Annotated in this window: 18 protein-coding genes; 7 read left to right on the top strand and 11 right to left on the bottom strand. The window is 41.9% G+C overall.

What is annotated here, in order from left to right; translation table 11 throughout:
- Window positions 1-90: 90 nt before the first annotated feature.
- Together alaS and AB6735_RS24685 are read right to left on the bottom strand one after the other, a co-directional pair.
- The gene (gene alaS, locus AB6735_RS24680) at window positions 91-2763 is read right to left on the bottom strand and encodes an alanine--tRNA ligase (protein WP_370998843.1); all 2673 of its coding nucleotides are present in this window, start codon (window positions 2761-2763) and stop codon (window positions 91-93) included.
- Between the two features lie 546 nt (window positions 2764-3309).
- On the bottom strand, window positions 3310-3930 hold the full coding sequence (locus AB6735_RS24685) for a hypothetical protein (protein ID WP_370998844.1): 621 nt from the start codon (window positions 3928-3930) through the stop codon (window positions 3310-3312).
- A gap of 198 nt (window positions 3931-4128) precedes the next feature.
- Between AB6735_RS24685 and AB6735_RS24690 the strand changes: the two genes are divergently transcribed.
- From AB6735_RS24690 to AB6735_RS24710, 5 genes are all read left to right on the top strand, one after another.
- A complete protein-coding gene (locus AB6735_RS24690) occupies window positions 4129-4788 on the top strand; it encodes a hypothetical protein (RefSeq protein ID WP_370998845.1) in 660 nt (219 codons plus the stop codon).
- Between the two features lie 144 nt (window positions 4789-4932).
- Window positions 4933-5268 (top strand): MerR family transcriptional regulator, encoded by a 336-nt coding sequence (locus AB6735_RS24695; protein WP_172335200.1) that lies wholly within the window; start codon window positions 4933-4935, stop codon window positions 5266-5268.
- Window positions 5269-5358: 90 nt separating this feature from the next.
- A complete protein-coding gene (locus AB6735_RS24700; RefSeq protein ID WP_370998847.1) occupies window positions 5359-7452 on the top strand; it encodes a ComEC/Rec2 family competence protein in 2094 nt (697 codons plus the stop codon).
- 75 nt (window positions 7453-7527) lie between these two features.
- Window positions 7528-8172 carry a hypothetical protein gene (locus AB6735_RS24705; protein ID WP_370998849.1) on the top strand — a complete coding sequence of 215 codons (645 nt, stop codon included), beginning with the start codon at window positions 7528-7530 and terminating at the stop codon, window positions 8170-8172.
- 176 nt (window positions 8173-8348) lie between these two features.
- Window positions 8349-10226: an LTA synthase family protein gene (locus tag AB6735_RS24710; protein WP_370998851.1), complete on the top strand. Its 1878-nt coding sequence runs from the start codon at window positions 8349-8351 to the stop codon at window positions 10224-10226.
- Between the two features lie 164 nt (window positions 10227-10390).
- Here AB6735_RS24710 and AB6735_RS24715 read toward each other — a convergent pair whose 3' ends face one another.
- The 4 genes from AB6735_RS24715 to AB6735_RS24730 are packed head-to-tail and all read right to left on the bottom strand — an operon-like array spanning window position 10391 to window position 13672.
- A complete protein-coding gene (locus AB6735_RS24715) occupies window positions 10391-10993 on the bottom strand; it encodes a hypothetical protein (protein WP_370998852.1) in 603 nt (200 codons plus the stop codon).
- 2 nt (window positions 10994-10995) lie between these two features.
- The gene (gene bioA, locus AB6735_RS24720; RefSeq protein WP_370998854.1) at window positions 10996-12261 is read right to left on the bottom strand and encodes an adenosylmethionine--8-amino-7-oxononanoate transaminase; all 1266 of its coding nucleotides are present in this window, start codon (window positions 12259-12261) and stop codon (window positions 10996-10998) included.
- Entirely contained in the window at window positions 12258-12698 is a 441-nt protein-coding gene (locus AB6735_RS24725; RefSeq protein WP_370998855.1) for an NUDIX domain-containing protein, read from the bottom strand. The genes bioA and AB6735_RS24725 overlap by 4 nt, the downstream gene beginning before the upstream one ends.
- A complete protein-coding gene (locus AB6735_RS24730) occupies window positions 12698-13672 on the bottom strand; it encodes a cation diffusion facilitator family transporter (protein ID WP_370998857.1) in 975 nt (324 codons plus the stop codon). Before AB6735_RS24730 ends, AB6735_RS24725 begins: the two co-directional genes overlap by 1 nt.
- 90 nt (window positions 13673-13762) lie before the next feature.
- Here AB6735_RS24730 and AB6735_RS24735 point away from each other — a divergent pair, with 90 nt between their 5' ends.
- Window positions 13763-14956: a pyridoxal phosphate-dependent aminotransferase gene (locus AB6735_RS24735; protein WP_370998859.1), complete on the top strand. Its 1194-nt coding sequence runs from the start codon at window positions 13763-13765 to the stop codon at window positions 14954-14956.
- A 323-nt stretch (window positions 14957-15279) separates the two neighbouring features.
- Here AB6735_RS24735 and AB6735_RS24740 read toward each other — a convergent pair whose 3' ends face one another.
- The 5 genes from AB6735_RS24740 to AB6735_RS24760 form a co-directional block, all read right to left on the bottom strand.
- Window positions 15280-16809, bottom strand: a complete 1530-nt coding sequence (locus AB6735_RS24740; protein ID WP_370998860.1) for a hypothetical protein — start codon at window positions 16807-16809, stop codon at window positions 15280-15282.
- 154 nt (window positions 16810-16963) lie between these two features.
- Window positions 16964-17530, bottom strand: coding sequence for a hypothetical protein (locus AB6735_RS24745; protein ID WP_370998861.1), 567 nt, complete (start codon window positions 17528-17530; stop codon window positions 16964-16966).
- Between the two features lie 409 nt (window positions 17531-17939).
- Window positions 17940-21119, bottom strand: a complete 3180-nt coding sequence (locus AB6735_RS24750; protein ID WP_370998862.1) for an efflux RND transporter permease subunit — start codon at window positions 21117-21119, stop codon at window positions 17940-17942.
- A 26-nt stretch (window positions 21120-21145) separates the two neighbouring features.
- Entirely contained in the window at window positions 21146-22345 is a 1200-nt protein-coding gene (locus tag AB6735_RS24755; RefSeq protein WP_370998864.1) for an efflux RND transporter periplasmic adaptor subunit, read from the bottom strand.
- Between the two features lie 118 nt (window positions 22346-22463).
- Window positions 22464-23816 carry a TolC family protein gene (locus tag AB6735_RS24760; RefSeq protein WP_370998865.1) on the bottom strand — a complete coding sequence of 451 codons (1353 nt, stop codon included), beginning with the start codon at window positions 23814-23816 and terminating at the stop codon, window positions 22464-22466.
- Between the two features lie 367 nt (window positions 23817-24183).
- Here AB6735_RS24760 and AB6735_RS24765 point away from each other — a divergent pair, with 367 nt between their 5' ends.
- The gene (locus tag AB6735_RS24765; RefSeq protein WP_370998867.1) at window positions 24184-25395 is read left to right on the top strand and encodes an aminotransferase class I/II-fold pyridoxal phosphate-dependent enzyme; all 1212 of its coding nucleotides are present in this window, start codon (window positions 24184-24186) and stop codon (window positions 25393-25395) included.
- The last annotated feature ends 1 nt before the right edge of the window (window position 25396 follow it).

Consider the following 25396-nt stretch of genomic DNA (forward strand, 5'->3'; position numbering starts at 1 on the left):
AAAAGAAGCAAAAAGAAAGCTTCAACAATAATAACAACCTATATTATTTGTTGAAGCTAATCTAAAGGCAATGACGCCTGTTATATATTATTAACCTATAAAACTTTTAGCCTTAAGCAATGCACTATCCAACCCGCTGGCATCACTGCCACCCGCGGTAGCAAAGAAGGGCTGACCACCGCCGCCTCCTTTAATCTCTTTGGCGAGTTCCCGAACAATATTGCCGGCATTCAAACCTTTTTCTTTGACCACGTTTTCGGCTATCATCACGGTAAGACTTGGTTTACCATCAAAATCGGCAGCCAGTACCAGGAACATATCCGTTACGATATCTTTTAGCTGGTAAGCCAGGTTTTTAACCGCTTCGGCATTGGGCAGGGTTACTTTTTGAGCAATGAAATTGATACCGTTGACGGCCTCCACCTTTTGTGCCAGTTCGTTCTTTAGCCCTGATGATTTTTCCAGGATCGATTTTTCGATCTCCTTTTTCAGCTTAGCGTTCTCGTCCAACAGGCTCTCTACGCTTTTGGCGAGGTCTTTTGGATTTTTAAGCAGCTCTTTTAACTGGTCTATCAGCTGGTTTTGGTTGGTGATATATACTTCAGCAGCAACCCCGGTGATGGCCTCAATACGGCGTACCCCGGCAGCTACGGCGCTTTCGGCTACTATTTTAAAGAAACCTATCTGCCCGGTAGCTTTTACGTGCGTACCACCGCAAAGCTCCTTGCTAAAGTTATCGTCGAATGTGATCACGCGTACATATTCGCCATACTTTTCACCAAACAGCGCAGTTACACCGCTTTGGATAGCCTCCGCATATAGTACACTGCGTTCTTCTTTTAAAGGGAGATTCTCGCGTACCTTTTGGTTCACGATGGCTTCTATCTGTGCCAGTTCCTCATCAGTTACTTTGGCAAAATGTGAAAAGTCGAAGCGCAGGTAATCCGCATTTACCAATGAACCTTTTTGATTCACATGGCTGCCCAAAACCTGTTTCATAGCGGCGTGCAGCAGGTGTGTAGCAGAGTGGTTACTATTAGTTTGACTGCGCAAGGCCGGATCAACAATAGCGGTTAAGGCATCGTCAATATCTTCGGGCAGCTGATCTACAAAATGTACGATTAAGCCGTTTTCCTTTTTGGTATCGGTTACTTTTACAATTTCACCATCCGGGAAAACCAGCTCACCACGGTCGCCCACCTGGCCGCCACTTTCGGCATAGAAAGGCGTTTTATCCAGTACGATCTGGTATTGTTCTTTACCCTTGGCGGTTACCTTGCGGTATTTTACTACGTGTGCAATGGTTTCGGTTTCATCATAACCGGTAAACTCCACGCTGTCGTTATCTTTTAACACCACCCAATCGCCGGTATCAATGGCGGTTGCAGCACGCGAACGGGATTTTTGTTCCTGGAGAGCTTGGTTATACGCTTCAATATCAACTTTAAACCCTTGCTCGCGAGCCATTAGCTCAGTAAGGTCAAGTGGAAAACCATAGGTATCTGATAATTCAAATGCAAGTTGACCCGATATAACTAAATTTTCCTTAGGCGTATAAAAAGTGTCAGCTTCGTTTATTTTTTGAAGAATCATCTCGGTTAGTAATTTAATTCCAAAACCCAAAGTCCGCAAAAAAGAAACTTCCTCCTCTAACACCACCTTCTGCACAAAATCCTTCTGAGCATACAGATTATCAAACACCCCTTTAAACTGATCGGCCAGTAAAGGCACCAGTTGGTTCAGGAATGGCTCTTTGAAACCTAAATACTGATAGGAATAACGTACCGCACGGCGTAATATCCTGCGAATCACATAGCCCGCTTTATTGTTTGATGGCAGTTGTCCATCGGCAATGGCAAAGCTAATGGCACGGATATGATCGGCCAGTACGCGCATGGCTACAGCTTCGTTCCAGTCGGCATCACCGGGTTTAGCTTTACTGTTGTAGGTTTTACCGCTTTTTTCAGCGATAAACTGGATCATCGGCTGAAAAACATCAGTATCATAGTTCGATGTTTTGCCTTGTAGTACGCGTACCAGGCGCTCGAAGCCCATCCCGGTATCCACATGTTTGGCCGGCAACGGCTGCAGTGCACCACCTTTTAAGCGGTTAAACTGCATGAATACAATGTTCCAGATCTCAATTACCTGGTCATGATCGGCATTTACGAGGGTTGCGCCGTCAACTTCGGCGCGCTCGCTATCCGGGCGGCTGTCATAATGGATCTCTGAACATGGTCCGCACGGACCTGTTTCGCCCATTTCCCAGAAATTATCTTTTTTATTACCCCGCAGAATATGGTCTTCCGCAACCAGGGCCTTCCATAGGTCGTGGCTTTCGGTATCTTTTTCCAGACCTTCCTTGTCGTCACCTTCAAAATAGGTAATGTAAAGGCGGTCTTTAGGCAACTTATAAACTTCGGTTAGCAGCTCCCAGCCCCAGGCAATGGCTTCTTTTTTAAAATAGTCGCCAAAGCTCCAGTTGCCCAGCATCTCAAACATGGTATGATGATAGGTATCAATACCCACCTCTTCCAGATCATTATGTTTGCCGGATACGCGTAAACAGCGTTGTGTATCAGCCGCCCGGGGCGCTTTGGCGGGTGCTTCGCCTAAAAATATATCTTTAAACTGGTTCATCCCCGCGTTGGTGAACATGAGGGTGGGGTCGTTTTTTATTACAATAGATGCAGAAGGCACAATGATATGCCCTTTGGAAACAAAAAAATCAAGAAAAGCCTGTCGTATTTCGGTAGCTGTCATAGTTTGCAAATGTAATTATTAGTCCGGAAGTCGGAAAGTCCGGAAGCCCGAAAGTAAAAGATCGGGATTAGTTAAGGAATACTTACCAATAAAACCACCTCCAAAAAACTTTTTAAACCTTAAATTTTAACATTTTTCTGCTCAGAAACGGGCTAAAAACAGCTCAAAATCATTCGAAAAAATCTCATTTTAACACTTTTTAACAAATTTCAATACCATTTTGAGTGACTTCTAAAACTTTAAAAAGTATTAATTAACTGCCTGTCAAAAAGCTACATGCAAAACGGTCGTTTTCTGTTCTGTTTTTCCTTTAACAAAACAGCCCGGTTTTCCTTTTTATCAGGAAAACCGGGCTGTTGTATATACAAATATACGCAATATTAAATACAATACCTACTCAATCTATGGCAGTCGCTCGGCTCCTGCTGAGTGACTTCTATCACCCGGCCTCCGGCCGCAGTTGAAAGTCAAGTCTGCATTCGCAGGCCAGAGGCCCGGAAATAATCGTCACTCGGCTGGAGCTGAGCGACTGCGGAAATAATCAGTTTACTTTAATGAACTCAGATCCAGTTTCTTTAAAAAATCCTGTAGCTCTGAAAGACTATAGCCTTCGCCTTGTAAAGTAACAGCATAGCGCTCTTTGTATATAAACTTAAGGGAAGAGCTCACTCCCGAGGCGCTTTTGGTATCCTCTGTAGAATAACGCACGCCATCTGCCTCGATGTTTTTGGCTACGGTACCATTTGATTCTGATTCTGATTGCATACTTAGGCCCATAGCCAATAAACTAACCACCGCGCTGCCCGATTCGCCGGCACCATCTAAAATACTTACATGGATGGTTTTGTTATCTTCTTTTGAATATTCGGCTTCTGCGGCAACAATATCGGCCACGGTACCGCCCGCGCTATAGCTTTTTCTTTTAAAATCGCCAATATTTTCTGGCACCACCGCTTTCAGTTCTTCGGTAGTTGCCGGTGTCAGCTTTTTAAGTTTCTCGGTCTGGTCTTTTAGTTTTTCGCCCGATTTTGCAAATTTATCCAGGTTGCTGGCGCCTTCTACTAATTTACCAAGGCCCGACTTTTCTTCATTTTCTTTTTTAGAGGAATTGCCACAGGATGTCAGCGCGAAAAGCAATGCTACGGCTAAAATTGTTTTATTGATCATAAGGATTAGATTTAAATGTTTTCAAACTTAATAAATTCCCGATAATTAGCCTAAATTTCCGTGTAATGTGCTAAGACTTTCAGGTATATATAAATATTATATCCCTTATTAAACTTTCAGCGCCAGGCATCGTCTATCGTTGTATTATAAATGCGCTAACCTAAATATTTACCTATTTTTGCCACCTTAACAATTATCATGAAATTATCTTACACATCTATTGCCTTATTATTTGCTATTACCTGTATCACCATAACATCTTGTAATAAAGACAAAAATAAAGACGACTCCCAGCAATTCCCAAAAACCCTGGAATATCAGGGATTAACATTTACAAGTACCGAAAGGGTATTTACTTATCAGGGTGAGATTACCGACCCAATAGTTAAAGCCAAAGCAATCATATCAACGGGCCTTAACCTCATATCGCATCCAAACCAGGGAGGCGGTACTATTGTATTTACTTCCAAAAACACATTGCAAATTGTTTCGGACAAATATTCGTTAGTTGATGATAGCAGCGGTACATTATTATTTGCGAACAATGAGTCTTCGACTATTTCGGCAAATGATGCCACTGTAAAATTTGCACCTTTATATAAATATCCTGGATTGCAAAGCTCGGGCGATAATTTCATATACCACAACCCAATTATCCTGCACGGCAACTATTCAATGATGAAACAAAGCGGAATGGATTTTTGCTATTTACAAAGAGATGCCAATACCAACAAGGTTATTAAACGGTATGTGCAATGGAATTCAAATGAGTTTAATATTAATGGCATTAACAGTCTTGGCAAACGCGATACACTTGCCATACGGGAATACACCAGTAATTTCGCGGCAAAAAAATAACCCGATTGTTTTATCAGACGTAATTACACCAAAAGTCCGGGCTAAAACTCCCGGGCTTTTTTTATGAAATGCTTTCACAATAACAAAATTTTACAATCCATCACGAAAATTCCCAATTCCAAAATCAAATAAATACATTTGCATATGCCTTATAAAGACCGCGAAATAAGCAAGATGTATTACACCATGGGCGAGGTATCGGCCATGTTTGATGTGAACCAATCGCTTATACGTTTCTATGAAAAGGAATTCGATATCCTGCAGCCCAAAAAGAACAAAAAAGGGAACCGCTATTTTACCCCGGAGGATATCGAAAATTTTAAGATCATCTTTCACCTTATCCGTGATAAAGGCTACACCCTCAATGGCGCCAAAGAGCACCTGAAGCATAACATGAGCGATACCAAAGAGAACCAACGTGTGATTGATTCGCTCGAAAATATCAAAAAATTCTTGCTCGAAGTACGGGACGAACTGTAGAGTGGATATGAGATTTGAGATACCCTTTATCATTCTTAATCGACATTACATATCCTGTCTCAAATCTCATATCTAACATCTCATATCTAAATGCATAAAGGCGAAATCCCGGTTGTTATTCTGCTTGTACCTTTTTTATTGGGATTGGCTGTTGGGATGCAGCTGATGTCGGCAGCTTATTTACCTATCCTTGCTATTGCTTTTATCTGTTTGTCCATCGTATTTATCGCGTTGAATTTAAACTATCAACGCCTGGTCATTTACAAAGCGCGTTGGATTGGTGGTTTATTAATGGGTATGATATTATTTTCGGCCGGATGGATCAGTGTCATCAGTTATAATGAGCTGAATAACCGACACCATTTTTCGAAAATACAGGCGCAATACCTGGCGGTAAGCATCAATAACGAACCACAGCTTAAAAACGGACTGGTACGGTTTACGGCTACCGTTCGGCAAAGCATCAACCGCCGGCAAACCGCCGATGCCAACGGCACACTGCTCCTTACCTTGAAGGACAGCGATGCCATAGCCCTGCAATACGGTGATGAACTGCTGGTACCCGCCTCCTACACCCCTGTCGACCCACCCTTTAACCCGGCCGAGTTTAATTATAAAAAATACCTGGCCCACCAGAATATCTACTACCAGGTGTTTCTGTTTCCGGGCCAGTACAAACTGTTAAAGCACAATACAGGTAACGCCTTTATTGCCTACGCCTTAAAGTTGCGGCAGCAAATGGTGGTGTTATTCAGGCAAAAGCTGCATGATCCCAACGCCATAGCTGTAGCATCTACCCTGATACTGGGTTACAAAGCCGATTTGAGTAATGATGTTTTACAGACATACTCCAAAACAGGCACCATCCATGTGCTATCGGTATCGGGTGCGCATGTGGCCATCATTTATCTTTTAATGCAATGGATGCTGAGTTTTTTAAACCGCTATAAATATGGCAGGCATTTAAAAATGACCATCATGATATTGTTGATAAGCTATTATGCCATGTTAACGGGCTTTTCGCCTGCGGTTTGCCGGGCGGCTGTCATGATCAGTATGATCATTATTGGCCAAACTTTTACACGGCATATCAGTATGTTAAACATCCTGGCTATATCTGCCCTGTTACTATTACTGTACAATCCGTTTTTTATAACCGACGTGGGCTTTCAGCTTTCCTACCTTTCTGTGGTCGGTTTAATTGTATTGCAGCCGGTGGTATATGCCTGGTTCAAATTCAAAAACAAATGGGCCGATAAACTTTGGGCGTTGTGTTCGGTATCTATAGCCGCACAGGTAATCACTTTTCCGTTAAGCGCTTATTATTTTCACCAGTTCCCGGTTTATTTTTTGCTGAGCAACCTGCTCATTATTATCCCCACCATGGTTATTATGTATAGTGGTATAACCTATCTGCTGCTGGCCTGGGTTCCCGGACTGTCGACGGCGCTTGCATGGGTATTGGAAAAATCAATACTGCTGATGAATAAAGCGTTGAGCATTATTGAACATGCGCCTTTTGCCAGCATTAATAAAATATGGTTTACCACAGCCGAATACTTGCTTACTTATGCTTTGATCATCAGTCTGTTTTATTTTTTGTATGATAAAAAATCCTGGCTGCTTAAATTGAGCATGGCCTGCCTGTTTTTGCTCTGTGTAAGTATCAGCGTAAAAAGATATCGTGCTGATAACAGTAGTTCCGTTGCTTTTTTGAACCTGCGCAAAAATACCGGTATGGTTTTTAAAAACGGCGATAAGGCTGTTGTGCTCACCAACCTTGCCGATACCGACAAAAACTACAAATACTCCATTCAGCCGTACCTGGACAGCTGCAAAATAAGTTACGCCGAACTGTATCCTTTTGACCAAAGCATCAGCAAAAAATACCTGAAAAAGCAAGGAGGGTTTATCCAGTTCAATAACAAAAAGATTATGGTATTTAACAGGCAAACACCCAGTTTACAGCTTCCCGAGAAATTAAAAACCGATTATTTATACATCACCGGTAATCCATATATCGATCTTAACATCATCAACAAGAATTATGATTATCAAACACTTGTAATTGACGGCAGCAATAGCGGCAAACTTATTGACCAGCTTGAGCAACAGGCAAGAGCAATGCATATAAATTATAGTGTATTAAAGCGTAACATTTCGTTAATTGCCGTATCTAACTGAAAAAATTAAACCAAGTACTAATAAATTTGTCTTTTAATCAAAAACAAGTAAATTGGTATAAATCAAACAAAAACTATGAATATTAAATTTTTTAATGTTGCCCTGGGCCTGGCTCTTACCGCAACAGCCATGAGCGCCAGCGCGCAGAAAAAATACACCGAGGGTACCGTTAACTTCACTACCAATATGAGGGGTCAGGAAGTTAATGCAAAAGGATATTTCCGTGCCGATTCTAACGCGTTCACCTTTACTGCAGGTCCTGCTACTATAAAAATCTTAACTGATGCCGGCGGCAAATCAATGGCCATATTGGTAGATGTACCGGTTGCCAGCATTAAAAAAGCAGCCATTGCCACGCCAGATGAGGTAGATCAGGCTCAGGCAGATATGCCAACCTTTACTTTTGCGCCAAGCACCGAAACTAAACAGATCTCGGGTTTTAACTGCAAAAAAGTAGTAGCTACAGATTCAAAAACTAAAAAAACCTATGATATCTGGATCACCAATGATGTGGTTGTTCCAATAACCGGTATTGCAAAATACTACAGGGAAATAGGTGGCTTCCCGGTTCAATATACCTCATTTAGCCAGGGCCAAAGTACTGATGTTACTGTTAAGAGCATCGTTGACGAAAAAGCGCCGGCTGGTACATTCGGTATTCCGGCTGATTTTGAAAAGATATCTCTGGATGATCTGAAAGCCATGAGCGGCGGCAGATAAAAATTAGTATCAAGTAGTTAGTATCAAGTATCAAGACTTTTTGCTGGCTTGATAACAAGTATCATACTTAGAGGTCTTGATACTTGATACTATCTACTTGATACCTTCCCCACTTCACTAACAATTCATTAAAGGTTTCTTAACATTGGGGTTAAAGTACTACTTTTGTCCCCTTTATGTTAAGAAACCTTTTTAGTATAATCAGATTTTTCATATTCTGGCTGCTGTTCTTCGTGATCACGCGGCTTACGTTTGAATTATACTTTTTTTATAAAGTTCGTGGCGCCAGTTTCGGCGAGATCCTGCAGACATTTTTTTACGGCTTTAGGCTCGATGCTTCAGCTACAGCCTATATATGCACCATCCCTTTACTCGTATTTATAGTTAACTGGTGCGTTCCGTCGTGGCATATCAAACCTGTCTGGCTTAAAATTTATGTGGGGATCATCTTGTTCTGCATTTCCTTAAATACCATACTCAATTTTAATATTTTCAGGGAATGGGGCACCAAAGTTACTTTCAGGGTATTTAGCTCGTTTTATCATGCCCCTTCCGAGGCGCTGGCATCCTCGGGTTCATCGCCGGTGGGTAAGTGTATCCTGATAGGCGTACTATTGCTAAGTTCAGGCGCCTTGTTATCCAGATACGTTATTGATTATAAGTTCAGGAAGCCCGTGGCCAAACCGGGGCTTAAAATAGCCTTGATCTGTTCACTTGTATTTGTTAACTTTTTGTTTATGCGGGGTGGCCTGCAAACAGAGCCCATCAACCAAAACGCAGCCTATTTTTCTGACAAGGAGATCCTGAACCAGTCGGCACTAAATACCGAGTGGAACCTGTTCAATAACATATTCGAAAATTTCAGGAAGCCCTACAACCCTTATGTGTTCATGGAGCCTGCCGATGCACAGAAACTGGTGCGTGATGCCTATACGGCAATGTCCGACTCATCATTAAAAATATTGACTACCGACAGGCCTAACGTAGTGATCATCCAGTTGGAAAGCTATACAGCCAGCATTATTGAATCATTAGGTGGCGATAAGGGTGTAGCGCCCAACTTTGAAAAGTTCATTCAACAGGGTGTCCTGTTCGATCATATTTATTCCTCGGCCGACCGTACAGATAAGGGTATCATATCTATTATGAGCGGTTTTCCATCACAGGCTATCCGTACCATTATAGCCGATACACTAAAACAACGAAAACTGCCTGCACTATCCGTAGTGTTTAAAAACGCGGGATACCATACCTCCTATTTTTATGGCGGTAAAAGCAGCTACATGGATTTTAATATATTCATGAACAGCCATGCGATAGACCAGATCACTGATGAACATAATTTTGCACCAGCACAGGTACAAACTAAGTGGGGTGTTTATGATGATGTACTGCTCAGCAAACATTTGCAATTCGCGCAGCAACAAAAACAACCCTTCTTTTCGTACCTGCAAACATCCACCAATCATGAGCCCTTTGTATTGCCTGTAAAAGCTCATTTCCCAGCCGATGAAGATGGTGATGCCAGCAATCAATTCAGGAGCACGGCCTATTTTACCGACTCCTGCCTTAATGCCTATTTCGGGCAGGCAAAAAAACAAGCCTGGTATAAAAACACCCTGTTTATACTGGTGGCCGATCATGGGCACCGCCTGCCACGCAATATTGCCGAGGCTTACGACCCTGTTAAATACCATATCCCGCTATTGTTTTTTGGCGACGTGATCAAACCGGAATACCGGGGTAAAAAGATCAATAAATTAGGCGGACAAACCGACATTGCCGCCACACTACTGGCCCAACTGGGTATGCCGCATAATCAATTTACCTGGTCGAAAGATCTGCTTGATCCGGGCAGTAAAGATTTTGCATTTTTTACCTGGGATAACGGTTTTGGTTTTATGACCCCGCAGCAAAGCATCTCCTATGATAACTCGGGCCGCAGGATAGTTTATAAGGGCAATAAAAACGCAGGTGAAGCGGTTACAAATAAAACCTTGCAGGAGGGTAAATCTTTCCTGCAATTGGTTTATACGGAGTATATGAGTTATTGACCGTTGATTTTTTTGATTACATTGATTTCGCTGATTAAAAATCCCTTGTCATTCTGAGCGCAGCGAAGAATCTGTTATACTACATGCTTGTTGAAGAAGATTCTTCACTCCGTTCAGAATGACAGGACGGGTGTTTTTTTGACTTTTTACTTTTGAATTTTGACTTATTTCAAAGAAATACCCAGCTGCTCCACCCATTGATTAAATAAACGGGTTTCAAAGGCAACGGCTTTGTTGGCGTGGCGTTCCCAATCGGGTGAAAATTTGTGCAGTTGGTTCAGCATTTCTTCCAGGTGGCCTTCCTCTTCCAGAATGATGGATTTTACGTTTACCTTGCTGCCGGCTTCATCAAGTGCGTCCTGGTAAATGGGATATAGCTCATCGGCACGTACTTCAATAGCATAAGTAACCAGCAGGTAGGCTGCAAAACGCAGTTCGCTGCCGCTTAAGCCCAATTCCTTTTTCAGGTAACGGCATACATCCACATCCAGTTGGTTCAGGTAGTATTTGCTTGAACCGGGAGCCAGCAGGTATTCGGCTGCATAGGTTGGAAGTTCTACTCCTGTTTTTTCAAGCTGTTTTTTGAGGTAAAAAGCATGACGGTGCTCTTCGGCGGCGTGTTTGAGTATGATATAAGTAACGGTATGCGGATCTTCGCTGGCGGATATTTTACGCGCGCCGGTATTTTCCATCAGCGACAGCGTATTTAACCAGCGGGAGTGCAATTCGTTATCAGCAATTATTTGGGGTAGTAATGTATTCAGCATAGTTATATTTCTTCAAGTGCCTGCTCAATTTTGCTGTAAACATAACCGAGTTCGGCATCAGTAATGCAATATGGGGGTAAAATATAAATAACATTGCCCAGCGGGCGCAATATAATACCTTCGGCCAAAAAGTAGTGATACAATTTATCGCGCAGCGAACTAAAATATGAGGTATTGTCGCCGGTTTCCCATTCCATGGCTATAATGGTACCAGTTTGCCTAACGGTTTTTATTTTAGGATGATGCTTTATTTTGGCGGCAAAAGCGGCGTGCGCTGTTTCAATGCGCTGCATATTTGCCGCCATAGCCGGTTCCAGGAAAAGATCAAGACTGGCCAGCGCAGCTGCGATAGCAACCGGGTTAGCGGTAAAGGAATGCCCGTGAAACAAAGTTTTCAACTTATCATCAGATAAAAAAGCGTCGTAGATCTGCTGGGTACAGGTGGTTAAGCCAAGCGCCATGGTACCGCCCGTAAGCCCTTTGGAGAAACACATAATATCTGGCTGCACCTGCACATGATCGCAGGCAAAACGTTTGCCAGTGCGGCCAAAACCAGTAAATACCTCATCATCTATCATCAGCACGTTCTCCTGTTTACAATGGGCCATGAGTTGGTTCAGATATTCGGCCTCATACATGATCATACCGGCAGATCCCTGCACCAGGGGCTCAAAGATAAAACAGGCCAGTTGGGATTTGAGATCTGAGATCTGAGATTTGAGATCTTCTATATTATCCTTGTTGGGCAGATCGATAAATTCTACCTCGAACAGCAAACTGTCAAACGCGGCCGTGAACGCGCTGCGGCCGCTTACGGCCATGGCGCCAAACGTATCACCATGGTATGCGTTTTTGAAAGCAACTATTTTAGTACGCTGATCGCCTTTATTGAGCCAGTATTGCAGGCACATTTTGATGGCCACCTCAATGGCGGTTGATCCGTTATCCGAGTAAAATGCTTTTTGCTGATTATTGGGTAAAATAGCCAGCAATCTTTCGGCCAGTTCAACGGCGCCTTCGTGGGTAAAGCCGGCAAATATCACGTGCTCCAGCTTATGCAGCTGCTCTGATACTTTTTTGGCGATGTACGGATGCGCATGCCCGTGGATGTTTACCCACCAGGATGATACCGCATCGATATATTTTTTGCCCTCTTCATCAAACAGACCGGCCCCTTCTCCCCTTACTATACCTATCGGCGGCGCGGCGGTTTTCATTTGGGTGTAGGGATGCCATATTACTTTAAGGTCGCGTTCGGTAAGGTTCATAATTCGTTCTGTAAAAGTTCAACCACACGTTTATCTGTCGGAAATTCAAAGTCGGCTACACTCAGCGCGGTAAGCGGCACCCATCTGAAAGCTTGTAACACCTCTCCATCCCCTTCAAAATCAAAGGCGATGGTTTTTATATTAAGATTAACCGGCGCGATACTTTTCACCATATAGTATACACTGATGATCTGCGAATTATTAAAGGCCGATTTTACAGCAAAATCCGTCGTATAAAAATGACTGACAACTTCTATCTCCAGATTGCACTCCTCCATAAATTCGCGTTTAAGGCCATCAATCAGGCCCTCGCCAAGCTCAAGACCGCCGCCGGGAAATTTTGAAAAACGCATGCCATACTCCTGTTCATCGCTAATCAGTAACTCGTCATTATCATTAAGCAGCAGGCCATAAACCCTTACATTAAAATATTCCATTATTCAAAATGCTTTTTGTTACGTACTACCTTATCCATTGTCCAGACTATGGTTTCTGTTTGCGGTTCAGACCGGATAGGGCAATTAGGCATGCTGCAATAGTGGCAACAATCAGGAACACATGGATCAGAATGGATAAACAGCTCCGTTTTAATGCCCACTTCCTTATTGATCATCTTATCAACCAAGGATACTTCGGCATGGGCTTTATTCAGATCAAAGTAGTTGGGCAGGGTCATGTGACAATCGATATGCAGTTCGTTGCCATATTTCTGTGCGCGAAGGTTGTGTACGTCTATCCAGGCTTCGCGTCGTTTTTCGCTTAATACGTTAATAATGTCGGTTACCACCTGAAAATCGGCCTCGTCCATTAAACCTGCTACCGATTTACGGATGAGCTTATAACTACTATATATAATATATAAAGCCACCAGGATGGATAAACCACTATCAAGCCACAGGATACCGGTAAACCTGATGAGCATTAAACCTGCCACCAGGCCAATACTGGTTACCATATCTGCTATCAGATGGCGGCCATCAGCATCCAATGTAATGGAACGTAACGACTTACCTTTTTGGATCATATAATAACCCAGCGCCCCGTTTACAAGCCCTGTAGCGCCAATAATAGCAGCACCGGTAAGCAGGTCATGGATATGGCTTGGATACAATAAACTGTAAACAGATTTGATGATAATAATAACACCCGCTATACCAATGAGCGCGCCTTCAATAAAAACGGAGAAGAATTCCACTTTACCATGCCCGTAGGGATGGTTCTCATCCCGGGGTTGTGATGAAAGGTAGATGCTAAAGAAGGCGAAAGCGCTGGCAATTACGTTTACAATGCTTTCGGCAGCATCGGTAAGTACAAAATTAGATGCTGTTAAAAAATATGCTCCAAACTTCGCCAGCATGAGCACAATGCCTGTAATCAGCGAAATTAGTATGATCCTTTTTTGTTCTTTCAAGGCATTCTTTATTAAGCGACAAATTTATAAATAACAAGCGTAAGTAGCAGTAAAGTTATTTTCTATATTTGCCGCGATAACATAATTTATATGAGCGCATTAAGTACCCGGATCAATAACTTGTCCGAATCTGCAACAATTAAGATGGCCAAATTAGGCCGCGAACTTGCCGCTAAAGGTGTCGACGTGATCAGCCTTAGCTTTGGCGAACCTGACTTTCATACCCCTGAGCACATCAAGGAGGCAGCAAAGCAGGCCATGGATAAAAACTTTACCTACTACACTCCCGTGTCTGGTTATCCCGACCTGCGCAAGGCTGTAGTTGCCAAGCTGAAGAACGAAAACAACCTTGATTATGATTTCAGCCAGATTGTAGTATCAACCGGTGCCAAACAAGCTATTGCCAACACCGTACTGTGTTTGGTAAATCCGGGCGAAGAGGTGATCATCCCTACGCCTTACTGGGTATCATACTCAGAAGTGGTAAAACTGGCCGAAGGTAAAAGCGTGTTTATTAATACTACTGTTGAACAAAACTTCAAAATAACTCCTGAGCAGTTAGAAGCAGCTATTACACCAAATACCAAGCTGTTCATGTTCTCTTCTCCTTGTAACCCTACCGGTAGTGTTTACAGCAAAGATGAATTGGAAGGACTGGCCAAAGTATTTGAAAAACATCCGCATGTATATATCCTGAGCGATGAGATCTATGAGCATATCAACTTTATTGATAAACATGAGTCAATAGCGCAGTTTGATTATATTAAAGATCGTGTAGTGATCATCAACGGTTGGTCAAAAGCATTTGCCATGACCGGCTGGAGAATTGGTTATACCGCTTCAAACTCAGAAATTGCTGCCGCCTGTGATAAAATGCAGGGCCAGGTCACTTCAGGAACCTGCTCCATTACCCAGCGTGCCGGCGTAGCTGCCTACGAAGGTGGATTAGAATCGGTACTGGAGATGCGTGCCGCTTTCAAAAAACGCCGCGATATTGTTTATAAATTACTGAGTGAGGTAGAAGGTGTTAGAGTTAACCTGCCCGATGGCGCGTTTTACTTTTTCCCTAACGTTACTTCTTTCTTTGGCAAAAGCTATAATGGCCGTACTATTAAAGATGCCGACGACCTGAGCATTTACCTGCTGGAAGAAGGCCATGTAGCCACTGTAGGCGGCGATTCATTCGGTGACCCGTCATCTATCCGTATCTCTTATGCCGCTGCCGAAGATAAGCTGATAGAAGCCGTGCGCCGGATCAAGAAAGCATTAGGTAAATTAGTCTGAATCAGAATTTTAAAATTCACAGAATAATTAATGTCATTTTGTTAATTCTCAAATTCTGTAAATTCTGATTCAGACAAAAGAAAAGCCCCTCAGCAAATGCGAGGGCACTGAAAAAGTGGCTATTTATCAAAAGAGGTCGTTTTCAAAATTGAAAACAACCTCTTTTTCGTTGACGTATTCGGGTAGGTGGTGGAGAATGATTTCGTACAGGCGATTCTCAGCGCCTCCATTTTATCTGTAAAACTACCTCTTTAATTTTAAAGGACTTTTTCAGTGCCCTCGCATTTGCTGAGGGGCTTTTCTTTTTAAATGGCTGTTGCAAATTAAAAAATCTTTTTAGGCTCAACACTTATACTTAAAACATTACCACTCGTAATTTCCCTGGTGGTATAGGAACCATTCGAAACATTGGTAATTATAGGTTGATCAAAAGACAAAACCGCCTCACCCAAAAAATCAGAATTTAAGGTAGTTTTAACACTATATGTATTTTTAGTATTTGTCGTTGCACTTGCACCAAATTTCAGCCCTATTTTTTTACTTATTGCATCCGTAATTTCAAAATTGGCAGCGTAAGTAGTAGAATTTTCAAAAGTTTGTGTAACTTCTTGAGCATTATCTATTTCGTAAAATATAAACTTCCAAGCCGTACCATAATTTTCCAAATCCCATGGAACTAATTCAATGTTTGGATGATACTCCTTGGGAACCGCTGAAACAAATTTATAATCTTTGAAAAACCCATGATCTTCTATCTGATATTGAATGTCAAACAAGTCAGATGGTTTAACACTCATGATTTTTTGGAGTTCCGAACCTACCCCGTTTTTTGCATTAATTAATACAGTAATCGAAAACTCGAAATTACCATCTGTCCAAGCTGGGATCAATACTTGCCCACTTCTTAAAATTTTCATCACACTATTAGCTTTAGGATCTCCATCCTGATCTGCAATAATTCCTAAGGCATTAGGTGTTAAGAATTTAAATGATGTAATAACTTCGCTATAATTATTTCTGAAGGCACCTTTTGTATTGGTTGGGGTCAATCCATAATAAACATAATCTCTTTGCCATTCATCACCAGAATTAAATGCAGCAATATTTACAGGATCAATATCATTGGAAGCTGCAACCCTTTGAATACCAAGGTTATTGGTTTTTTGCTCTTTATTGTTGTTTATACCATTGAAAGCATCATCCGCAAAACTGAAAGAAAAATCCGTATTTTGATATAAAGCAGCCGTTTTTTTATTAAGGTTATTTACCGATAGGCTAGTCTTGTTGTTAACGATAACACGTTCATTTTGTTTTACTACAAGTACTGGTATCCCCGGTACTCGGTCTGCTTTCAATATTGTTTCCTTTCCTAATTCATCAAATATAGATGCTTGACCATTATCTACTACAGTAGCTACTAATGGTGCTTCATTTAAAGCATTCCATTTGTCAGGTGAAAAATTAGGTAGAGTTGGAACAAATATTGTCAACAAGGGCAAAGCTCGTTCAATTGAATCTAGTTCCTTTTCTGAGCTTGCATATGAAGTTAAAATTTGATGGAACGTTTTAGACCCATCTACACTTTCGCTTTTAACCATTTGATATAATATATCATTATCATTATCAAATTGTTTCAAGCTCTCCTTCTTCAAAAACTCCCGCAGAGACTGATTAGATTTAACCGCTTTCGCCAAAATTTTTGAAAATACTATTTGCGCTTGTCCAGTAACGGACGATCGAGAATTCGTTACCGAATTGTCATTACTTAATGGCTTTTCTAAACCATTTTTTTTGCAAGATTGCGCTACGCATAAAATCAATGCAAGATACAGGATTCGTAAGGTTAATTTCATTTTAATAATTATTAATATTTTATTTTTTTACAAAATAACATATTTAATTACTTAAAAAGAAATTAATTTATAATTAAGCAGATTATTATTTCAAAATAAGAAAATAAAATCTGCTTAATTATAAATTCTGCTTAATTATAAATTAAACTTACAATTACAACCCAAATCCGTAAGCTATACGTAAACCAACGGTACCATAGTTATTACTCTGGCCCGAATAGTTTTCATAACGTACACCCACATCCCATGATTTAGATGCATAACCTAAGCCTGGGGCCAATAAAAGTTTAGTATTCTTCTTAACATCCACAACATCATTGCCCTTAATATCTCCAAAGCCCTTGGTTTCAAAACCGGCACCTACTTCAGCACCAAAATATAAATTGTTGGTAAAAAAGGCTTTTATACCAGCTTTAACCGGCACCATACCTAAAGACTTATATTTGATGTCTGTACCGTCCCCGATTTTTTTACCGAAGAAGTTGTAGTAACCTGATGTAAGCGTTAATGCCAGATTGTCGGCAATACCGTATTGCAAACGTGCTGTACCACCTATACCAACATTTGAGATATCATGTAAGTTACCTGTTGGCAACAGGCCTTCAACACCTATACCAAAACGCAACGCGTCTTTTGGTACTGTCTGGGCTTTTACATTTGTTCCGATAAATATAGCAAGGGCAGTAAACGCTCCGGCTATAATTTTTGTCATTGTTTTCATAATTGTGTTTTTTAGTACTAACTCTACAATATTTTTATTGTATTAACACCATCTTAACAAATACTTTGCCACTATCATCAGTTTTGCATGCCGATAGTTAGTCCTTCATGATTACTTCATGATAGCAAACAGACTTTAGCTATCTTTAATAGCTGATTATCAATACATTTTGCTCACGAATAGTAAATAGTTACAAATCTTAATTTTAAACTAAAAAAACATAGATCCAAGACCACACCTCAGCTATTTAAGTGTAGGTAAACGCTGAATTTTTGTTTGGTTTTATTAAATGTTAGTCTAATCTTGTCGAAGACTCACGTGCAGAAGCTTCAACGATGCTACCTATGACATAAAAAAACAAAAAAAGGAGAGGCAATGCCTCTCCTTTTTTATCTCTTAACGAAAAATATTAAACCTCGGGTTCATGCCCCTTGTGCGGGTCGTAGTTTTTTTCCAGCTCTGCCAGCTTTTCTTTACCATAGGCAAACCTGGTGATGATAAAAAATAATACCGGTACAATGAATATAGCCAAAGAAGTGGCCGCAAGCATACCGCCAAATACCGTCCACCCAATGGTTTGACGTGCTACCGCACCCGCACCTGTGGCAAATAACAAAGGCGCTACACCTAATATAAATGCCAGCGATGTCATGATGATAGGCCTTAACCTTAGTCGTACGGCTTCCAATGTGGCTTTCTCCAATTCCATACCGCTATCCACACGTTCTTTGGCAAATTCCACAATCAGGATGGCGTTTTTGGCGGCCAAGCCTATCAGCGTAATCAAACCTATTTGCGCGTAAACATTATTATCCAGCTTGGAGTGGAACGTTAAGAATAGGATAGCCCCAAACGCACCCAGCGGTACCGCCAGCAATACCGAGAACGGTACCGACCAGCTTTCATATAAGGCAGCCAGGAACAGGAACACGAACCCGATTGACAACATAAAAATGTAAACCGTTTTTGATCCCGATAATTTTTCCTCCCGGCTTAGGCCCGAAAACTCGTAACCATAACCTTGCGGCAGGGTTTTGGCGGCAACTTCTTCCAACGCGTTCAGCGCGTCGCCGCTACTGTAACCAGGTGCGGAATTACCATCTATCTCCGCCGAACGGAAAAGATTATAGTGTGATATCAATGGTGCGTTTTCAATTACTTTATATGTTGTTAAAGTACTTAATGGCACCATGGTACCCGCCTGGTTTCGTACAAAATACTGCCCGATGTTCTGGATATTGGTACGATAGTTGGTATCGGCTTGTGCCAGCACACGGAATGTACGGCCATACAAGGTCAGGTCGTTGATGTAAGAGCTACCCATATAAGTTTGCAGGGCCGCGTTTACATCAGACAGCGCCACACCCAATCTTTTTGTTTTTTCCCTGTCGATAGTTAACTGATAGGCCGGCGTACGGGCGGTAAAGAAGGAGAACGCTTTAGATATCTCCTTACGCTTACCTAATTCGGCAATAAAATTACGCATCACCGATTCAAAATACTTGATATCCCCGCCTGCTTGTTTCTCCTCCAATATAAACGAGAAACCCGCCGTATTACCCAAACCAGGGATCGCCGGCGGCGGAATTACAACAACATTGGCTTCTTTAAACCGCGAAAGTTTCTTCTGCAGCATAGCTACCAGCGGAAATATGGTATGCTGTTCGCCTTTACGTTGCTCCCAGGGCTTCAACTGTACAAATATGGTGGCACTGTTTGATTTGGTTGCGAACGTTACCGCGTTTAAGCCACCTAAAGCGGCGTAGTGCCCTATCTCCGGGATACTATCCAGCGTGCGCATCATATCATGCAGCACCTTTACAGTACGCTGTGTAGATGATGCCTCGGGCAGATCATAAGTGATATAGATACGACCATCATCTTCCGTTGGGATAAAACCACTTGGCTTACCTCTGAACAACAGGATAGTACCTATAATAATACACACCAATATAATAATAATGAACTTGGAGTTTTTAATACTCTTATCAACACCGTTACGGTATCTGCCGGTTACCCGATCAAACCATGCATTAAATTTAAAGAAAAACTTGTCAAGCCCTTTAGATTCCTGGTCTAATTTACGAGGCTTTAATATCAGCGTACAAAGAGCAGGCGTTAATGAAAGCGCCACAAAGGCCGATATCAATACCGATATAGCGATGGTAATAGCAAACTGCTGATACAAGCGCCCTACAATGCCCGGCACAAAACCTACCGGTACAAACACCGCCGCTAATATCAAAGCAATGGCAATTACCGGAGCCGATATATCGCGCATGGCATGGATCGTAGCTTCTTTGGGCGACATACCTTCCTCGTCCATATAATGCTGCACCGACTCCACCACCACAATGGCATCATCCACCACAATACCAATAGCCAGTACAAAACCAAACAACGTAAGCGTATTAATGGTGAAGCCCAACGGTATAAAGAAAATGAAGGTACCAATGATAGATACCGGGATAGCCAATACCGGGATGAGCGTGGTGCGCCAGCTTTGTAAAAACAGGAATACCACCACAATAACCAGCACCAATGCAATAACCAGCGTTTCAATTACTTCGCTAACGGATACTTTTACTACCGTTATAGATTCGAAAGGCACTACATAATCCACATCAGCAGGAAATGATTTTTTGAGCTGCTCCATGGTGGCGTATACATTATTTGCAGTCTCTATAGCATTACTGCCCGGTGCCTGGTAAACCAGCAAATAAGAAGCGCGTTTGCCATCAACAAAGGAGTTACCGGCATAATTAAACTTACCCAATTCCACACGGGCTACATCTTTCAGGTGCACTATAGCACCGTTACTGGGTTGTGTTCGAACAATGATATTTTCAAACTCAGCCTGGCTGCTTAAGCGCCCCTTAACCAAAACCGTATATTCAAATGGCTGCCCATTTTCCTGTGGTGTTGAACCTACAGAACCGGCAGCAACCTGGGCGTTTTGCTCGGCCAGGGCCGCGGTTACGTCTCCTGCGGTCATGCCTAAAGCGGCCATCTTATCAGGTTTAAGCCATATGCGCATACTAAAGTCGTCAGCACGGGTAAACACGTCACCCACACCTTTAGCACGTAAAAGCGCATCGCGAACAAAAACGTTGGTATAGTTATCTAAAAAGGTAACGTTATGGCTACCCTTTGGAGCGAACATGGCTACCAGCATCAAAATACTGGGGTTACGTTTACGCACGGTTAAACCCAAACGCTGTACCTCCTGCGGCAGTGTTGGTGTAGCGATACCTACACGGTTTTGCACATCAAGAGCGGCAATATTAATATCGGTACCTACTTCAAAGTTAACGGTCATGCTCATGGCGCCATTGCTGGTACTGTTACTTTGCAGGTAGGTCATGCCCGGTGTGCCGTTCACCTGCACTTCCACAGGAGTGGCCACGGTTTGTTCAACCGTTAATGCATCAGCACCGGTATAAGTACCGGTGATATTTACAGTTGGCGGTGTAATTTCAGGATACTGGCCTATAGCCAAATTACTTATCGCCAGGATACCAACAATTACTATCACTAAGGATATAACTATAGCGGTAACTGGTCTTCGTATAAAGGTATCTGCTATCATTCTTGTTGTGTTTTATAAAATACCGGTTACTTTCCTTGTTGTTTCCCCTGTGCTGGTGCTCCCTGGCCTGGTGCCGGTGCCTTTGACGGATCGCCCAGCACAATTTTGCCGCCATCGCGCAAACGCTGGAAACCTTCGGTAATCACCTTATCGCCAGGTTCAACACCGCTCATGATCACAACGTCGAAACCTACCCGCGGACCTAAAATAACTTTATGCTGTTTGGCAATGAGCGCTTCAACCTTTTCGTTATTTTTAGTGGTATCTACATAAGAAGTATCCTTGCTCACAAATACAAAGAACTCGCCCATTTGCTCGGTGACAGCTTTATAAGGAATTTGCACTCTATTGCCAGATTGGTCATTAAGCACCTTTAACACGCAGCTCATCCCATCTTTCAATACACCATCCTCATTCGGGAATTGGATCCTTACTTTAATAGTACCTGTTTGGTTATTTACACCCCGGTCAATAGCTAAAATCTTACCGGGTTTATTATAAGTGGTTATCCCGTCTGACAGTTGCAGTTTAAAAGTAGTATCGTTGCTTTTTTGCTGTAATTTATAAAAACGTTGAATATCCTGTTCGTTCACCACCACGTCAACCCCCATCGGGTGCTCGGCAGATATAGTGTTCAATAAGGTTGTACCTGCTGTTACCTGGGTACCCAGCCTTACCTGTGATATACCGATACGGCCGGTAAATGGCGCTGTAATGGTTGCATAAGAAAGATCGGTACGTGCCGAATTTAATGCCGCTTTTGCTACGGCTACATTAGCTTTGCTTGTTTCAAAGGTTGCAGAGGCCTGGTCAACGGTCTGGCGTGCGATCGCGTCATTTTTCAACAGCATATTATAACGGTCGATATCTTTTTGAGCTTTAACCAAATTGGCCTGCGCGCTCAATACGTTGGCTTCAGCCTGTTGGTAAGCGGCCACATATTTACGTTTATCAATTTCATATAATACCTTTCCCTTTTGCACCACATCACCTTCCTTAAAGAATATGCCGGTTACAAACCCGGGTACCTGGCTCCTGAGCTCGGTAGTATTGATAGAAACAACCGTACCCTGGTACTGATCGTAATAAATGGCCTCGGCTTTTTTAGCTTCGACTAAGTTTACAGGAGTTGGCGGCAGCGGCGCATTTTGTGCACTTTTACCTTTGCAAGAAGCTAATGCCAATAAGGCCGCAGGGGCTAACCAGTATATATATCTGTTTTTCATCGTAGTGATTATTCGATCGTAGTGATTATTCGTTGGTTGTTTGTTTCTTTAGCGGTACTCATGAGTGCCGCGCAGTTATTCGTTTATTTAAGCAAGTTCAGGTGCTTTACTGTTTAAATTATTGATTAGTATCTACGCCAAGCGTTCCCAAAGCCTTTTGAAGATCTATTTTGCTTGATAACAATTGGAACAGCGCGTTATAATAGTTTAACTCGGCTGTACGCAGATCTGACTGGGAAACTATAACATCCAAATAAGTTTTAACACCTTCCCTGTATTGCAGGCTTACTACTTTATATACATCCTTAGCCAGGTCAACATTTTGCCTGATCAACTGGTAACTGGTGTAATTACTCTTGTAACTGGCCAATGCCTGTACATATTCGGTATTGATGGTATTTTTGCTGTTTTCCAGATCCAGGTCAACACGCTCAACCTGCAGCTTGGCCTTACTCAAATTTTGTAAACGCCTGGTTCCCTGAAAAATGGGAATACTTAGCGTAAGCCCTGCATAACCTGTTGGATATGCCTTATCATACAGATCAGAAAAATCATGACTAAAATAAGCCCTGTTATAACTGCCAACTGCAGATAAGGAGGGTAAAAACCCATACCTGTAATAATTTACATTAATATTTTGCAATACTTTGCTGGTTTGCAACAAACGGTATTCGATACGGTTATTGAAATCAAGTTGCTGGTTGGTATCAATAACGGCGGCCTGCTCATACCGCGACGAATCATAGGCCAGATCCAGATTTTTTGATCCGTCTATCCCCATGATCTGTTTTAAATAAGCAGTTTTACTTTTAATAGCTTCTTCGGTTTGTTTGCGCGTAGCCAGTGAATTGTTTAGCGATATGGAAGCTTGCTTATAATCTGTTTTGTCAGACACGCCTGCCTGATATCTGTTATAGGCATCTTTCAGGCTTCTTTGCAAACGGGTGATGTCCTCGTTGGTGATATTCAGCTGTTTTTGAGAAAGCAGCACATCAAAAAATGCTTTGCTCACATCAGATACTACGTTGATCTGACTGCTGAGTGTGTTCTGTTTATAGTACTGACGGGAATATTTGGCTGTTTTAGCGGCCAGTAACACATCGTTATTATAAATAACCTGGCTTGCCTGCAACCCCAGTGTAGACAAATTACGGATGCCCGAGCTTGATGGGAAGTTAGCCCCTGATGCCCCGGCCTGCGGAGTTCCTTTAAAATAGTAGTTATATATACCTGATCCTGTGATCTGCGGCAGCCAGGCAGAAAGCCCTATCCTGATATCTTTTTCATTGATCTGCTCATCAATAGAAGCCTGGCGTACGGCGGGTTGGTTCCGGAGTGCGAACTCCACACACTGCTTTAATGAAACAGGTCCGTTAATACTGTCGGCAACAGTTTGTGACCAGATTGGTAAATGTAAAATTAATGTTAAGACAATTGTAATGAAAAATACTAAATACTTATTTTTTTTCATAAGGTGGCTATGGGTGACGTTAATTATCAGCCAAAATAACAAAAAATCAATCTCATAGTTTTTGCCGATATATACAGGGGAAGTGCGAATATGTGATTAATATTACTAAATTAAAATCAGGAACAAAAATTTTACGTAAAATTTATAAAAACATGCCAAAATCATACGTTTTTGAGCTTTTTACAAAAAAATGAAAAATTGTGGTGCGAAATAAATAAAAAAATTAATTAATTTGCCGTGATATAATTTGGAATGCTTCTTGTTATTTTAATATCAGAATAAGCATTTTTTTAAAAAATTACATTTACCATATAGGTTATATGCTTATTCATGGTATTTTTACACAAAATTTAAGCAGGGTTAATACATGGTTAAAAAACTACATGGGAAAATCGCCGAGTTCCAGGTTGCAAATATGCTCCGGGAGAAGGGATTGTATCCTTATTTCAGGCCTATTGAGTCTGCTCAGGACACTGAAGTAATAATAGATAACAAAAGGGTGTTAATGTTTGGTTCCAACTCCTACTTAGGGCTAACCAATCACCCAAAGATTAAAGAAGCTTCAAAGAAGGCAATTGACAAATACGGTACAGGCTGTGCCGGTTCACGGTTTTTGAATGGTACACTTGATATTCATATTGAGTTAGAGAACAGGCTTGCCAACTATGTTGGCAAAGAAGCTACCGTTTTGCTCAGCACCGGTTACCAGGTTAACCTGGGTGTGCTTTCATGCATTACAGGCCGTAATGATTATCTTATATTAGATGAATATGATCATGCTTCTATCATCGACGGCAGCAGGCTATCATTTTCAAAAGTGATCAAATACGCCCATAATGATATGGACGATCTTCAGCGTAAACTGAGCATTCTTCCAGAAGAGGCTGTAAAAGTTATTGCTGTTGATGGTATATTCAGCATGGAGGGCGATATTGTTAAATTGCCGGAGATAGTTAAACTGGCCGACGAATTTGGTGCCAACATTATGGTTGACGACGCGCACAGTTTGGGTGTTATCGGCCATAAAGGTGCAGGTACCGCATCGCACTTTAACCTTACCGATGATGTTGACCTGATCATGGGTACATTCAGCAAATCGCTGGCATCATTAGGTGGTTTTATTGCTGCTGATAAGGATACGATTGATTATATCAAGCACCGCGCCCGTTCATTAATGTTCAGCGCAAGTATGCCTCCTGGCTCAGTAGCCAGCGTAATTGCAGCTTTGGATATTATCGAATCTGAACCGGAAAGGATCCAGAAACTTTGGGATAATACCAACTACGCGCAAAAACTGCTGTTGGAAGAAGGTTTTGACCTCGGTCCTACCGAAAGCCCGATATTACCTATCTATGTACGTGATAACGAAAAAACCTTCCTCGTAACCAAATATCTGCAAGCTGCAGGCGTATTTGTTAACCCGGTGGTTTCGCCAGCCGTACCTTCAGATTCATCATTACTGCGTTTTTCATTGATGGCTACCCATACCTTTGCTCAAATTGACGAAGCGGTTGAAAAACTTTCAAAAGCATTTAAAGAAGTTGGTGTATCTGCAGCTTCTGTTAAAGAAAATATCTAAA

The sequence above is a fragment of the Mucilaginibacter sp. RCC_168 genome (assembly GCF_041355315.1).
Classification (GTDB): Bacteria; Bacteroidota; Bacteroidia; order Sphingobacteriales; family Sphingobacteriaceae; genus Mucilaginibacter.